We start from the raw sequence: 13,200 nt of genomic DNA, 5'->3' as shown, positions 1-13,200 counted from the left end.
CTTATGTTTTTGGTTTTTGTTCTTCTTTTTGAATTGATAGCGGTTGGCGTCTTGCTTTTTCAAACATGTAGTAGCTTGAAGCTATGATAATGACATAACCCAAGATTGCATAGAAATCTGGTGATTCTCCGAATAATATAAAACCGAAGAATGCAGTAAATATAATCGATGCATAAGTGAATATCGAAATGTCTTTAGCTGGAGCGTAACTATAGGCTAGTGTAATACCAATTTGACCAGCAGCTGCTGCGAGCCCAGCTCCAATTAAATAAATAACCTGCATCATACTCATGGGTTCGAATGTGAAGATCGTAAATGGAATCAATACTACAATAGAAAAGAATGAAAAATAAAATACAATTGTATAGGGTGCTTCGCGAGTGCTCAATGCACGTACACACGTATATGCACTTGCAGCAAAAATACCAGAGAATAAACCGCCAATAGCAGGAATCATAGAGGATGAGAATTCTGGTTTAACCACGAATAACATACCGAATATTGCAATGACCATCGCTATAATTTGATAGTTACGAACTTTTTCATTTAGAAATATCAAACTCAGCAAAATAGTCCAAAAAGGATTGAGTTTCATTAGCGTATCAGCGTCACTTAATATCATATGGTCTATCGCATAGATATTTAATAAAACACCGATTAGACCTAAAGTCGAACGTGAAATTAAAAGTGGCTGACTGCTAAGTTTACCAAATAGGGGTTGCTTATATTTATAAATGAAATATAAAGGGATAAACATAGCTACTAAATTTCGAGCGAGTGACTTTTGAAACACCGGCAAATCACCAGCTAATCTGAAGAAAACAGACATAAAGCTAAAGCCAATTGCTGAAACTAGGATAGCAATGATCCCTTTAACTTTAGGATTCATATGTATCGCCTCGATTATTTTAATTTTTAACGTATTCATATTAGCATAATTATATAGATTATGTATATATACTTGAAAGTAAAAGGGAAATGAGGTAACATAAAAATACGAACAAACGTTCTGTATTGGTTCAATGAAATTCAAGACATATTTCAAAGTATTTTATTGCTTAGATAATTTCAATTGTGAGCAATTTAGCATTAGATGATAAGCTGAGTGACGCTATATCAATAGTTACAAGGTTTTAGAAAAAAGCAACTAAAATAGCTTTAAATTCCGAAAAAAATTTTTTATAAATAGAAAAGTACGAGTTAACGTTGAATTGGTGCCATTTCTGTTTCGAATTCAAACTTTTGTCAAAAACAAAGCCCTTTAAATAACTTTCTGAGTTATGTATAATGAAACACATAATATAGTATTTGTGACCAGGACAAAACACAATATATTGTGTTTTGGGACGTAGTCAATTTATTTATAATAAATCAAATTTTAAGTAAAATCACACTATTTTGGACGTTTAATCATGACAAATCAAGCATTAATGCTTAATTATTGAGTTTTTACATAATCACATATAGTTAAAAGAAATCACTATATATTGTGGTTACCCAATAAGTGCGCTACGGTTACTTATAATACATTTAAAATATAAATACGATGAAAGTACTATTTAATAACGTCAAAGTGAACTTAATAACATACTAGTATTAGAAAGAAGGTGATCCAATGAAGGTTGTTTATTTTTCATTCTCTGGTAATGTACGTAGATTTATTAAAAAAGCAGAAATTACTAACACTATGGAAATTACTCAAAATAATTGTACTGAGAAGATTGAAGAACCATTCATCTTGGTCACTGGAACGATAGGTTTTGGAGAAGTACCACAACCAGTTCAGTCATTTTTAGATATAAATCATGATTTACTAAGAGGCGTTGCAGCTAGTGGAAACCGCAATTGGGGACAAAACTTTGCGAAAGCTGGACGATCTATCTCGGAAAAATATCAAGTTCCTTTACTAATGAAATTTGAAGTTCAAGGTACACAAAATGATATTAGCGAATTTAAAGATAAGGTGGGACAGTTCAATGAAGATTATGGACGAGAAGAAATACAATCATATTGAGTTAAATAACGAAGTAACGAAACGTAAAGATAATGGCTTTTTTAATTTAGAAAAAGATCAAGAGGCGCTTGAAGTTTATTTAGAAGAAATTCAGGATAAAACAATTTATTTCGACACTGAAATTGAGCGTTTGCGCTATCTCGTTGATAATGACTTTTATTTTGATTTGTTTGCAAAATATTCAGAAGCTGATTTACAAGAAATTACAGATTATGCTAAAAGTATTCCGTTTAAATTTGCAAGTTACATGTCAGCAAGTAAATTCTTTAAAGATTACGCACTTAAAACAAACGATAAAAGTCAATATCTAGAAGATTATAAGCAACACGTAGCGATTGTTGCACTTTATTTAGCTAATGGCCATAAAGCGACTGCCAAACAATTTATTTCAGCAATGGTGGAACAACGATATCAACCAGCGACACCAACATTCTTAAATGCTGGCCGTGCACGTCGTGGAGAATTAGTATCTTGTTTCTTGCTAGAAGCGGATGATAGTTTAAACTCTATTAATTTTATTGATTCGACTGCAAAGCAATTAAGTAAAATTGGCGGCGGTGTAGCCATTAATCTTTCTAAACTACGTGCGCGTGGAGAAGCAATCAAAGGAATTAAAGGTGTAGCGAAAGGCGTGCTACCTGTTGCAAAATCTCTTGAAGGTGGCTTTAGTTATGCAGATCAATTAGGTCAAAGACCTGGTGCAGGTGCTGTTTATTTAAATATTTTCCATTATGATGTGGAAGAGTTTTTAGATACGAAAAAAGTGAACGCCGATGAAGATTTACGTTTATCAACGATTTCAACTGGTTTAATTGTGCCATCTAAATTCTTTGATTTAGCAAAAGAAGGAAAAGATTTCCATATGTTTGCACCGCATACCATTTATAAAGAATACGGTGTAACGTTAGATGACATTAATTTAGATGAATACTATGATGAACTTGTTGCAAATCCTAATATTGATAAAAAGAAAAAAGATGCACGTGAAATGTTAAATACGATTGCACAAACACAATTGCAATCTGGTTATCCTTATTTAATGTTCAAAGATAATGCAAATAAGGTACATGCTAACTCAGACATTGGCCAAATTAAAATGAGTAATTTATGTACTGAAATTTTCCAATTACAAGAAACGTCTATCATTAACGATTACGGTACAGAAGATGAAATTAAACGTGACATTTCATGTAACCTAGGTTCTTTAAACATCGTTAATGTTATGGAATCAGGCAAGTTTAAAGATTCAGTTCATACAGGTATGGATGCATTGACAGTAGTGAGTGATGAAGCAGATATTCAAAATGCGCCAGGCGTTAGGAAAGCCAATAGAGAGTTACATTCTGTAGGTTTAGGTGTAATGAATTTACACGGTTATCTAGCTAAAAATAAAATTGGTTATGAATCAGAAGAAGCTAAAGACTTTGCCAATATTTTCTTTATGATGTTGAATTATTATTCTATAGAACGCTCTATGGAAATCGCTAAAGAAAGACAAGAAGTATACAAAGATTTTGAACAATCAGACTATGCTAATGGTAAGTATTTTGAATTTTACACTTCACAAACATTTGAACCTAAATATGAAAAAGTACGCAAATTATTTGATGGTTTAGAAATTCCGACACCAGAAGATTGGAAAGCACTGCAAGAGCAAGTGGAAACAAACGGTCTTTTCCATGCATATCGCTTAGCGATTGCACCGACACAAAGTATTTCATATGTCCAAAATGCTACGAGTTCTGTAATGCCAATCGTTGATCAAATCGAACGTCGTACGTATGGTAATGCGGAAACATTCTATCCAATGCCATTCCTATCACCAGAAACAATGTGGTATTACAAGTCAGCATTTAATACGGATCAAATGAAATTAATTGATTTAATCTCAACGATTCAAACGCATATTGACCAGGGTATCTCTACAATTCTTTATGTTAATTCTGAAATTTCTACGCGTGAATTATCAAGATTATATGTATATGCGCATCATAAAGGTCTAAAATCTTTATACTATACACGTAATAAATTATTAAGTGTAGAAGAGTGTACAAGTTGTTCAATTTAATAAATGAAATGTAAACGTGCAAAGTGAACAGCGGTGTTATGAGGCAGCCTTATCCAATGGTTAGATTAGGCTGCATATCACTGCTTAATTAAATATTTACTGGATAGGGGACGATAACTAAATGAAAGCAGTCAATTGGAATACGCAAGAAGACATGACGAATATGTTTTGGCGACAAAATATTTCACAGATGTGGGTAGAAACTGAATTTAAAGTATCTAAAGATATTGCAAGCTGGAAAACATTAACAGATCCTGAAAAAGAGGCTTTTAAAAAAGCATTAGCTGGTTTAACAGGATTAGATACACATCAAGCTGACGATGGCATGCCATTGATTATGTTACATACTACGGATTTAAGAAAAAAAGCCGTTTATTCATTTATGGCAATGATGGAACAAATCCATGCTAAAAGTTATTCACATATCTTTACAACGTTACTACCTTCCAGTGAAACAAACTATTTATTAGATAAATGGGTTATTGAAGAACCACATTTAAAATACAAATCAGATAAAATTATCAATAATTATCATAAATTATGGGGTAAAGAAGCTTCAATTTATGATCAATATATCGCACGAGTATCAAGTGTGTTCTTAGAAACATTTTTATTCTATTCAGGTTTCTATTATCCGCTTTATCTTGCTGGGCAAGGTAAAATGACGACTTCTGGAGAAATCATTCGTAAAATCTTATTAGATGAATCTATTCATGGTGTATTTACTGGTATGGATGCTCAATCTTTACGTAATGAACTTTCAGAAAGTGAAAAGCTGCAAGCAGATCAAGAAATGTATAAATTATTAGATGATTTATATAAAAATGAGGTAGCTTATACGCATTCACTTTATGATGATATTGGTTTAGCTGAAGATGTATTAAACTATGTGAGATACAATGGTAACAAAGCATTATCTAATTTAGGATTTGATCCGTACTTTGAAGAACGTGAATTCAATCCAATTATTGAAAATGCTTTAGATACAACGACTAAAAACCATGACTTCTTTTCAGTTAAAGGTGATGGTTATACATTAGCGTTAAATGTAGAAGCATTAAAAGATGAAGACTTCGTTTTTGACGAGTAGAAGCACTATTAATTATAAAAATGTCATGATGAAAGTACAATTTTAAGCAAGCATTAGTCAACCGTATATAATAAGTGAAAAGCCGAGACATTATGTCTCGGTTTTTTTACTTATGGATAAAATAAACAGGCATGATATTTAAATAGAGATATACATTATATAAAGTCCATTAGAATAAAATTACATAAAAATGAACAATTAAAATAAAAAAGTGTGTTTTTCAAGGTTTGATATTAAATATAACGCTATACATATATAGATTGTATTTAAATACTTTTGTTTAAATTGCTCAAGGCTATTGAATTTACCATTAAAAATGGTAAAATTTTATTATAGGTATTGATAATGATTATCATAACCAATATAGTTTGAGCATCGCATTTTATAGTGGAAGGGTTAGAGGTAGGTCATTTATGAAATTTTTATTAAATGGTATTGTCTTAGCTATTATATTACTGGTACTTACAATCCTTTCTTTATTTATAGGCGTAAGCAAGGTATCAATTACAGACATTTTCCATCTTACAGAATCACAGATGAATATTATTGTTTCAAGTAGAATTCCGAGAACGGTTAGTATCATCATATCGGGTAGTACGTTAGCGCTAGCTGGTTTAATTATGCAACAAATGATGCAGAATAAATTTGTCAGTCCTACTACTGCTGGAACGATGGAATGGGCGAAACTAGGTATTTTATTATCAATGATTTTCTTTCCACAGGAGAATATCATTATAAAGTTAATTTTTGCAGTAGTTTTAAGTATTGCAGGTACTTTCCTTTTCGTTAAATTAGTACAATATATTCGTTTTACAGACGTCATTTTCATACCACTATTAGGCATCATGTTAGGTGGTATCGTATCAAGTTTTGCAACATTTATCGCGTTGAGAACCAATACAGTACAAAGTATAGGAAATTGGTTAAATGGTAACTTCGCCATTATTACAAGCGGTAGATATGAGATTTTATACTTAAGCATTCCTTTATTAATACTTACATATATATTCGCCAATCATTTTACTATTGCTGGTATGGGGAAAGATTTTAGTAATAACTTAGGAGTCAATTATGAAAAAATAATTAATATAGGATTGTTTATCACGGCTACGATTACAGCACTGGTTGTTGTAACTGTAGGCACGTTACCATTCTTAGGGCTTATTGTTCCTAATATTGTCTCAATTTTTAGGGGAGACCATCTGAAAAATGCATTGCCGCATACAGCGATGCTAGGTGCTATATTTGTAATGTTTTCTGATATTTTTGGCAGAATCATTGTATATCCATATGAAATTAATATCGGTTTAACGATTGGGGTCTTTGGCACTGTTATTTTCATAATCTTGTTAATGAAAGGACGACATAATTATGCAAATTAGTGCTAAGTCTAAATTATTTACGTTAATAGCAATTACTGTGGTTATCGCGGGATTGTATCTCATTATAGGTATTGATTTCGAAATATTCCAATATCAATTTACAAGTCGTTTGCGTAAATTGATCCTCATGATTTTAGTAGGTGGTGCCATTGCTGCGTCTGTCGTTATTTTCCAAGCGATTACCACGAACAGACTTTTAACACCATCTATTATGGGGTTGGACGCTGTATATATGTTTGTAAAAGTATTGATTGTTTTTGTATTCGGAGTACAATCCGTATTTGTTACAAATCTATACATTAGCTTCCTTATATCACTCATAGTCATGATTGGTTTTTCATTATTATTATTTCAAGGCATTTTTAGAATCGGAAATGTTTCAGTCTATTTAATATTACTTGTTGGTATTATTTTAGGCACATTCTTTAGAAGTATCACAGGCTTTTTAGAATTAATTATCAATCCAGAAGATTTTTTAGCTGTACAAAGCGCAATGTTTGCTAATTTTGATGCGTCAAATACGAAATTGGTCACTTTATGTGGTGTGATACTTATCATTTTAATTATGATTACTGTATACGCAATACCTTATTTAGACGTGTTGCTACTAGGTCGAGATCAAGCTATCAATTTAGGGATTTCTTATCAGACATTAACACGTATTTTATTAATTCTAGTTGCAATTTTGGTGTCTATTTCAACGGCATTAGTAGGACCAATTACATTTTTAGGGTTACTGACAGTAAACTTGGCTCATGAATTAATGAAAACGTATCAACACAAATATATTTTACCGGCAACCATTTGTATAAGTTGGATAAGTTTGTTTTTAGCGCAAGCAATTGTAGAGAATTTCTTTCAAGCAACAACGCAAGTTAGTATCATCATTGATTTAGTAGGTGGCAGTTACTTCATTTATTTATTAATTAAAAGGAGACATGCGAATTGATACGAGTACAAGGGCTTAATAAAACGATACAAGATAAAGTGATTTTGCAAGATATTGATGTAGAGATACGCAAGGGACGACTTACATCGATGATAGGGCCTAACGGTGCAGGTAAAAGTACGCTATTGTCTGCTATTACACGATTAATTGACTTTGAAGAAGGTACCATCGATATAGAGGGCAAAGCGATTACAGATTATAAAAGTAATGACTTGGCTAAAAAACTATCAATTTTAAAACAATCTAATCATACAGAATTGAATATAACGGTTGAAGAGTTGGTTAAATTTGGACGTTTTCCTCATTCCAAGGGGCGTTTGAAGCAAGAAGATAGAGATCAAGTTGAGTATGCACTCGAGTTATTACATCTTACTGAAATTAGAGGTCGTTATTTAAAAACACTTTCTGGTGGACAGCGTCAACGTGCTTATGTAGCAATGACTATTGCTCAAGATACGGATTATATTTTACTTGATGAACCGTTAAATAATATGGATATGAAACATTCAGTTCAAATTATGCAAACTTTGAGAAGATTAGCCAAAGAGTTGGATAAGACGATTGTAGTCGTTATTCATGATATTAATTTTGCCTCTTGCTATTCAGACGATATTATTGCTTTGAAAGATGGCCAACTTGTTAAGGCAAGTACGAAAAATGAAGTCATCCAAACAGATATTTTAAAAGAATTATATGATATGGATGTCAAAATTGAAGAGATTCGTGGACAACGTATTTGTATTTATTACGATGAAGTGACCGAAGTGCCGGAATTATCATTTGCACAGTCGATGTAAGATGATGCGTGGACTTTGAAGGGAGTGATGCAACCGTAACGTTGTTAAACTTTTAGGGACATAGAAGGTAGTACATATTAAAAATTCAGGAGGAGTTAAGCACATGAAAAAGTTAGGATTATTATTAGTAGTTGGGTTAATGTTTTTATTAGTAGCATGTAGTAATGGCGGATCAGAAGATAAAAAATCTTCAGACACTGATTCGAAGAGTAAAGATTCAAATGAAACTGTAAAAATTGAAAATAATTATAAAGCAAATGGTGAAAAGCGTGATGGTAGTGATGCCAAGACTGTTAAAGAAACAGTTGAAGTGCCTAAAAATCCTGAAAAGGCAGTTGTTTTAGATTATGGTGCATTAGATACAATGAAAGAACTTGGTCTTCAAGATAAAGTTAAAGCGCTTCCTAAAGGTGAAGGTAACAAGTCATTACCTGATTTCTTAAGTGATTTCAAAGATGATAAGTATTTAAATACTGGTAGTCTTAAAGAAGTTAATTTCGATAAAATTGCAGAAGCTAAACCAGACGTAATATACATATCTGGACGTACAGCAAATCAAAAAAACCTAGATGAATTTAAAAAAGCAGCACCTGATGCAAAAGTTGTTTATGTTGGTGCAGACGATAAAGATGAATTGAATTCATTGAAGAAAAATACAGAAAATCTAGGGAAAATTTATGATAAAGAAGATAAAGCTAAATCATTAAATAAAGAATTAGATGATAAAATTGCTAGTATGAAAGAAAAAACAAAAGATCTAAAAAATGATAAAGCATTATTCTTATTAGTTAATGAAGGTGAATTATCAACATTTGGTTCTGGTGAACGTTTCGGTTCGATGATTTTCGATACAATGGGCTTCACTCCTGCAGATGATAACATTAAAGATAGCCAACATGGTCAAAACGTTACAAATGAATATATTGCTGAGAAAGATCCAAGTATTATTTTCGCAATGGACCGTGGTCAAGCAGTAAGTGATAACGCTACAGCTAAAAAAGCATTAGGTAATGACGTTATTAAAGATGTTAAAGCAATCAAAGACAATAAAGTGTATGAATTAGATCCAAAACTTTGGTATTTTGCTAGTGGATCAACAACAACAGCGATAAAACAAATCGATGAAGTTGAAAAAGCGATGGAAAAATAAAAAAGCATTAAAATGTGGGGATATTGATTGAAAAAAGCGTCTGGAATTTATTCTAGGCGCTTTTTTGTTGAAAAGAAAATAAGTTAAAACGTTAAATTATTCATCACTATCATACTAATGTTATAATATTTTTATCATCATACTTTCGAGTAAATATATAAATGCTAGATAGAGCGTTTTAAAGAAATAGTAGGGGGACAAAGTACATGATATTAGATAATGTAAATCCAAATGATTTATTTCCAACTGAGAAAAAAGGACCAACTGTTCTAGGCACAATAGAGTATTCAGTACAAGGTTCGACTGAATTTGAGGGTGCTTTTATAGCTACAAATGAGAGAATCATTTTAAATGTTGATATGAACGGTGAATTTTATTATAGAAGTATTGCATATAATGAAGTTGAAAAAATTGAATATGATGGAGAAAAAATTAATTTCACTTTTAACATTGGGCCTATGCCTATGAAAAATATTCAAAAAGGTGACGTTGCTACATTTGTACAATATGTTAGTGATAAAATTGACCAATAGTTCACTGGGAATATGAGATACAAACAAATAAAGAAATAACAAAAAGCGTAGATGCACACCATGGCATCTACGCTTTTTAATATGACAAAATTAAGTTTTATATCGTTTCTTTATTAAATTTCAAAGTATAAATGATAATGATACTTACAGCGATTATTAAAATGGGCATCGCATTTTGGACAAGCTTCTATCATCATGTAGTCATTAATTGTCATTTCATGATTACAGACACCACATAAAATAGCTTTTTCGTGAAATTCATTTGCTTGCCATCGCTGAATCTTATGTGATTCATGTTCATTGTGGCATTTATAACAAGGATAGTATTTATTACAACATTTAAACTTAATGGCAATAATATCTAAAGGTGTTTGATAATGTGTACAGCGTGACTCATTATCTACAGTGGATCCATATACTTTTACCATAGTGATTTCTCCTATTGTTCATTGAGTGGGTGTTCTCCAATAATTCTAACTTCAGGGTGCAGCTCAACATCAAATTTTTCTTGTACTATTTTTTGAACGTAATGAATTAAATCTTCATAATCTGTTGCCGTTCCTTTATCTACGTTAACCATAAAGCCAGCATGTTTTGTTGAAACTTCAACGCCACCAATGCGATGACCTTGCAAATGAGCATCTTGAATCAACTTACCAGCGAAATGACCAGGCGGACGTTGGAATACACTACCACATGAAGGATACTCTAGTGGTTGTTTTGATTCTCTTCTTTCTGTTAAATCATCCATAGAAGCTTGTATTTCTTGTTGATCGCCAGGTGCTAAGGTAAAGGCAGCTTCTAATACAACGAGATGTTCTTTCTGAACAATACTATTACGATAGTCCAACTCAAGTTCTTTATTGGTTAACGTGATTAATTCACCTTTGTTATTAACGCAAAGTGCATAATCAATACAGTCTTTTACTTCACCGCCATAAGCACCAGCATTCATAAATACAGCGCCACCGATGGAACCGGGTATGCCGCATGCGAATTCAAGACCAGTTAAGCCATGGTCTCTTGCAGCACGTGAAACATCGATGATTGCAGCGCCACTACCTGAAATGATAGCATCGTCGGACACATCAATGTAATCAAGTGAAAGTAAACTAATCACAATACCGCGAATACCACCTTCACGAATAATAATATTAGACCCATTACCTAAATACGTCACAGGTATATCATGTGTGTAAGCATAATGCACAATGGCTTGCACATGTTCGTTGTGGGTTGGGGAAAGATAATAATCGGCTTTACCCCCTGTTTGAGTGTATGTATATTTTTTTAGAGGTTCATCAATTTTAATAATTTCTTCTGGGACAATTGCTTTTAATTCTTTTAAGATGTCATCCTTATGCAACTATAGAACATCCTTTCCTGTTGAATTCATTTATTCATTATACCAATGATTTGGAGTCTTTGCTAAATACTATGGTAATTAATTTTGTTAAATTATTAATACAATGATCATCGTGTGTTTAATATTGATGTGAGGCTATATTTCATAATCCATATTTAAGTTAATTTACTGTGTGAGAGAATGAATCAAATAATTGTTGTTTCCTGTTTTCATATGCACGTATAGATTGAACTTCATTAGCTAACATCAATTTCTTAGAACCAAATCGTGTAGCGGTGTGTTGATCATTAGACAATTGATGATGCGTTTGAATATACGCTTTGTATAGGTTAGAATCTTTTTGAATAATATGTAAACGTGCTATTTGTTTTAAATCTATTAAATTATTAAATTGTGCCATAATTACTTTTTTCTTATATGAATGGTGTAAACGATAAAAACCTTCATAATTCAAACGTTTTTCATCCAAAGCGGTGATATCATGTAAATTATCTACGCCTACTAATATATCTAAAATGGGTTCAGTAACGTAATTGAAATGTGATGTTCCACCGATATGAAGTGTAGTTTTAACAGGTGTGTCGAGCAGGTTAAAAAGCATTTTTTTCAAATTTTGATATTGCTCTGCAAAATAATTATCTTTGTCCTCAGAAATAAATGCTTGGATGTTTGAATTCATATAGGTTGTTCACTCCTTTCTTTATTGTGATATAACTGTTAAACTGTAAATTCTGAAATAATATATCACATATTATTTTCAAGTTAAATAAGTTTCTGTATAATACTGAATGATAAGGAGTGCAGAAATGAAAAAATTACTTTGCATTGTTTTGTTGTTTGGCTTTGTGATAACCCTTGGTGCATGCGGTAATGAAGGTGCTAACGAATTCAAAGATTTTGATAGCTCACTGAATGATGTGAAAAATAAGGAAAAAGAACTTAATCATGTCATGGATGACATTTCATTGAAGCAATTAGATGATTTAAGTAAAACAGATACGACTGATAAGGATAAAAAAGCATTTAATGACTTGCAAAATAACATTAATCGCAAATTAATCCCTAAGTTAGAGGAATATGAGACAGCAGCTAAAAAATTACCGGCAGAATCTGAAGAAACGAAAAACTTAAAATCTACCTACTTAAAGTCAGTCAAAGATAAGAAAGCAGCTATTAACGATTTGAAAGTATTTGTTGATTTATGCAATCAAGCAATTAAAGCAAATGAAGATATTTTAGAATATACGAAGTTATTTGAGAAAAGTAGATCTCAAGTTGAAGCGCACATGCAAGACGCAAATGATGCAGGCGCACGCACAGATGTTAATAATTTCAAACATAAATTAGAAGAAAACAACAAAGAACTGAGACATACAGCAGAAAAAGAGTTGGATTCAACAGATTCAGCTAAAGTTAAGCAATCGATTGAAAAAGACATCATGCCTTTAATTAATAAACAAATTAAAGATTTAAACAAAGCTGAAATTACGAATAACTATGTAAATAGTGCGCGTAAAAATGCGATTGAAATGTATTACAGCTTGCAAAATTATTATGAAACACGTGTAGAAACGATTGATATTAGTGATGAGTTATCAAAAATAGATCATAAAACTTTACCTAAAGAAAGTGAAGATTTAGAAAAATATGATGCCGTATTTGATAAACAATATAACAATATAAAAGAAGACTATAATTAACAAAGAAATTTGTATTGTTATAAAAATTTAAATAAACGGTTAACAACAAAAAGAGTATTGTGTATAATTGGAAACAATGATATGAGTATATCGTGGAGATTTCACACTTTTTGAAACAATTTGGGTGTGTTAAATATTTTTAGAGGTGAAT

Annotated in this window: 13 protein-coding genes; 9 read left to right on the top strand and 4 right to left on the bottom strand. The window is 31.8% G+C overall.

Annotated elements, in window-relative coordinates:
• Nucleotide 1 precedes the first annotated feature (1 nt).
• The gene (locus M1D64_RS10485; RefSeq protein WP_011303649.1) at nt 2-889 is read right to left on the bottom strand and encodes a DMT family transporter; all 888 of its coding nucleotides are present in this window, start codon (nt 887-889) and stop codon (nt 2-4) included.
• Nucleotides 890-1,615: 726 nt separating this feature from the next.
• Between M1D64_RS10485 and nrdI the strand changes: the two genes are divergently transcribed.
• The 8 genes from nrdI to M1D64_RS10445 all read left to right on the top strand — a co-directional run bounded on the left by nrdI (nt 1,616) and on the right by M1D64_RS10445 (nt 9,983).
• The gene (gene nrdI / locus M1D64_RS10480; RefSeq protein WP_002483930.1) at nt 1,616-2,014 is read left to right on the top strand and encodes a class Ib ribonucleoside-diphosphate reductase assembly flavoprotein NrdI; all 399 of its coding nucleotides are present in this window, start codon (nt 1,616-1,618) and stop codon (nt 2,012-2,014) included.
• Complete coding sequence (gene nrdE / locus M1D64_RS10475) at nt 1,977-4,082, top strand: class 1b ribonucleoside-diphosphate reductase subunit alpha (protein WP_037538966.1); 2,106 nt, start codon at nt 1,977-1,979, stop codon at nt 4,080-4,082. The genes nrdI and nrdE overlap by 38 nt, the downstream gene beginning before the upstream one ends.
• A 121-nt stretch (nt 4,083-4,203) precedes the next feature.
• On the top strand, nt 4,204-5,172 hold the full coding sequence (gene nrdF, locus M1D64_RS10470; RefSeq protein ID WP_002483928.1) for a class 1b ribonucleoside-diphosphate reductase subunit beta: 969 nt from the start codon (nt 4,204-4,206) through the stop codon (nt 5,170-5,172).
• A 413-nt stretch (nt 5,173-5,585) separates the two neighbouring features.
• Nucleotides 5,586-6,554 (top strand): ABC transporter permease, encoded by a 969-nt coding sequence (locus M1D64_RS10465; RefSeq protein WP_037538964.1) that lies wholly within the window; start codon nt 5,586-5,588, stop codon nt 6,552-6,554.
• On the top strand, nt 6,544-7,503 hold the full coding sequence (locus M1D64_RS10460; RefSeq protein WP_002483925.1) for an iron chelate uptake ABC transporter family permease subunit: 960 nt from the start codon (nt 6,544-6,546) through the stop codon (nt 7,501-7,503). Before M1D64_RS10465 ends, M1D64_RS10460 begins: the two co-directional genes overlap by 11 nt.
• Nucleotides 7,500-8,300 carry an iron ABC transporter ATP-binding protein gene (locus M1D64_RS10455; RefSeq protein WP_069821753.1) on the top strand — a complete coding sequence of 267 codons (801 nt, stop codon included), beginning with the start codon at nt 7,500-7,502 and terminating at the stop codon, nt 8,298-8,300. Before M1D64_RS10460 ends, M1D64_RS10455 begins: the two co-directional genes overlap by 4 nt.
• Before the next feature lie 103 nt (nt 8,301-8,403).
• Entirely contained in the window at nt 8,404-9,450 is a 1,047-nt protein-coding gene (locus tag M1D64_RS10450; RefSeq protein ID WP_115338641.1) for a ferrated catecholamine ABC transporter substrate-binding lipoprotein SstD, read from the top strand.
• A 206-nt stretch (nt 9,451-9,656) separates the two neighbouring features.
• Nucleotides 9,657-9,983 carry a PH domain-containing protein gene (locus M1D64_RS10445; protein ID WP_002483922.1) on the top strand — a complete coding sequence of 109 codons (327 nt, stop codon included), beginning with the start codon at nt 9,657-9,659 and terminating at the stop codon, nt 9,981-9,983.
• Between the two features lie 113 nt (nt 9,984-10,096).
• Here M1D64_RS10445 and M1D64_RS10440 read toward each other — a convergent pair whose 3' ends face one another.
• The 3 genes from M1D64_RS10440 to M1D64_RS10430 all read right to left on the bottom strand — a co-directional run bounded on the left by M1D64_RS10440 (nt 10,097) and on the right by M1D64_RS10430 (nt 12,028).
• The gene (locus M1D64_RS10440) at nt 10,097-10,411 is read right to left on the bottom strand and encodes a CHY zinc finger protein (RefSeq protein WP_011303643.1); all 315 of its coding nucleotides are present in this window, start codon (nt 10,409-10,411) and stop codon (nt 10,097-10,099) included.
• Nucleotides 10,412-10,422: 11 nt separating this feature from the next.
• Nucleotides 10,423-11,349 carry a UDP-N-acetylmuramate dehydrogenase gene (murB, locus tag M1D64_RS10435; protein WP_002483921.1) on the bottom strand — a complete coding sequence of 309 codons (927 nt, stop codon included), beginning with the start codon at nt 11,347-11,349 and terminating at the stop codon, nt 10,423-10,425.
• A 160-nt stretch (nt 11,350-11,509) separates the two neighbouring features.
• Nucleotides 11,510-12,028 (bottom strand): GrpB family protein, encoded by a 519-nt coding sequence (locus M1D64_RS10430; protein ID WP_326005463.1) that lies wholly within the window; start codon nt 12,026-12,028, stop codon nt 11,510-11,512.
• A gap of 127 nt (nt 12,029-12,155) precedes the next feature.
• Between M1D64_RS10430 and M1D64_RS10425 the strand changes: the two genes are divergently transcribed.
• Nucleotides 12,156-13,049 (top strand): EMYY motif lipoprotein, encoded by an 894-nt coding sequence (locus M1D64_RS10425; protein ID WP_115338640.1) that lies wholly within the window; start codon nt 12,156-12,158, stop codon nt 13,047-13,049.
• Nucleotides 13,050-13,200 lie beyond the last annotated feature (151 nt).

It is taken from the genome of Staphylococcus sp. Z5-21, assembly GCF_056529615.1.
This window is presented reverse-complemented; position numbering and strand designations above follow the sequence as displayed.

Excerpts from the sequence above, each read along its gene's own strand:
- M1D64_RS10485 (WP_011303649.1), bottom strand. The coding sequence starts at position 889 with ATGAATCCTAAAGTTAAAGGGATCATTGCTATCCTAGTTTCAGCAATT.
- nrdI (WP_002483930.1), top strand. The coding sequence starts at position 1,616 with ATGAAGGTTGTTTATTTTTCATTCTCTGGTAATGTACGTAGATTTATT.
- nrdE (WP_037538966.1), top strand. The coding sequence starts at position 1,977 with ATGAAGATTATGGACGAGAAGAAATACAATCATATTGAGTTAAATAAC.
- nrdF (WP_002483928.1), top strand. The coding sequence starts at position 4,204 with ATGAAAGCAGTCAATTGGAATACGCAAGAAGACATGACGAATATGTTT.
- M1D64_RS10465 (WP_037538964.1), top strand. The coding sequence starts at position 5,586 with ATGAAATTTTTATTAAATGGTATTGTCTTAGCTATTATATTACTGGTA.
- M1D64_RS10460 (WP_002483925.1), top strand. The coding sequence starts at position 6,544 with ATGCAAATTAGTGCTAAGTCTAAATTATTTACGTTAATAGCAATTACT.
- M1D64_RS10450 (WP_115338641.1), top strand. The coding sequence starts at position 8,404 with ATGAAAAAGTTAGGATTATTATTAGTAGTTGGGTTAATGTTTTTATTA.
- M1D64_RS10445 (WP_002483922.1), top strand. The coding sequence starts at position 9,657 with ATGATATTAGATAATGTAAATCCAAATGATTTATTTCCAACTGAGAAA.
- M1D64_RS10440 (WP_011303643.1), bottom strand. The coding sequence starts at position 10,411 with ATGGTAAAAGTATATGGATCCACTGTAGATAATGAGTCACGCTGTACA.
- M1D64_RS10430 (WP_326005463.1), bottom strand. The coding sequence starts at position 12,028 with ATGAATTCAAACATCCAAGCATTTATTTCTGAGGACAAAGATAATTAT.
- M1D64_RS10425 (WP_115338640.1), top strand. The coding sequence starts at position 12,156 with ATGAAAAAATTACTTTGCATTGTTTTGTTGTTTGGCTTTGTGATAACC.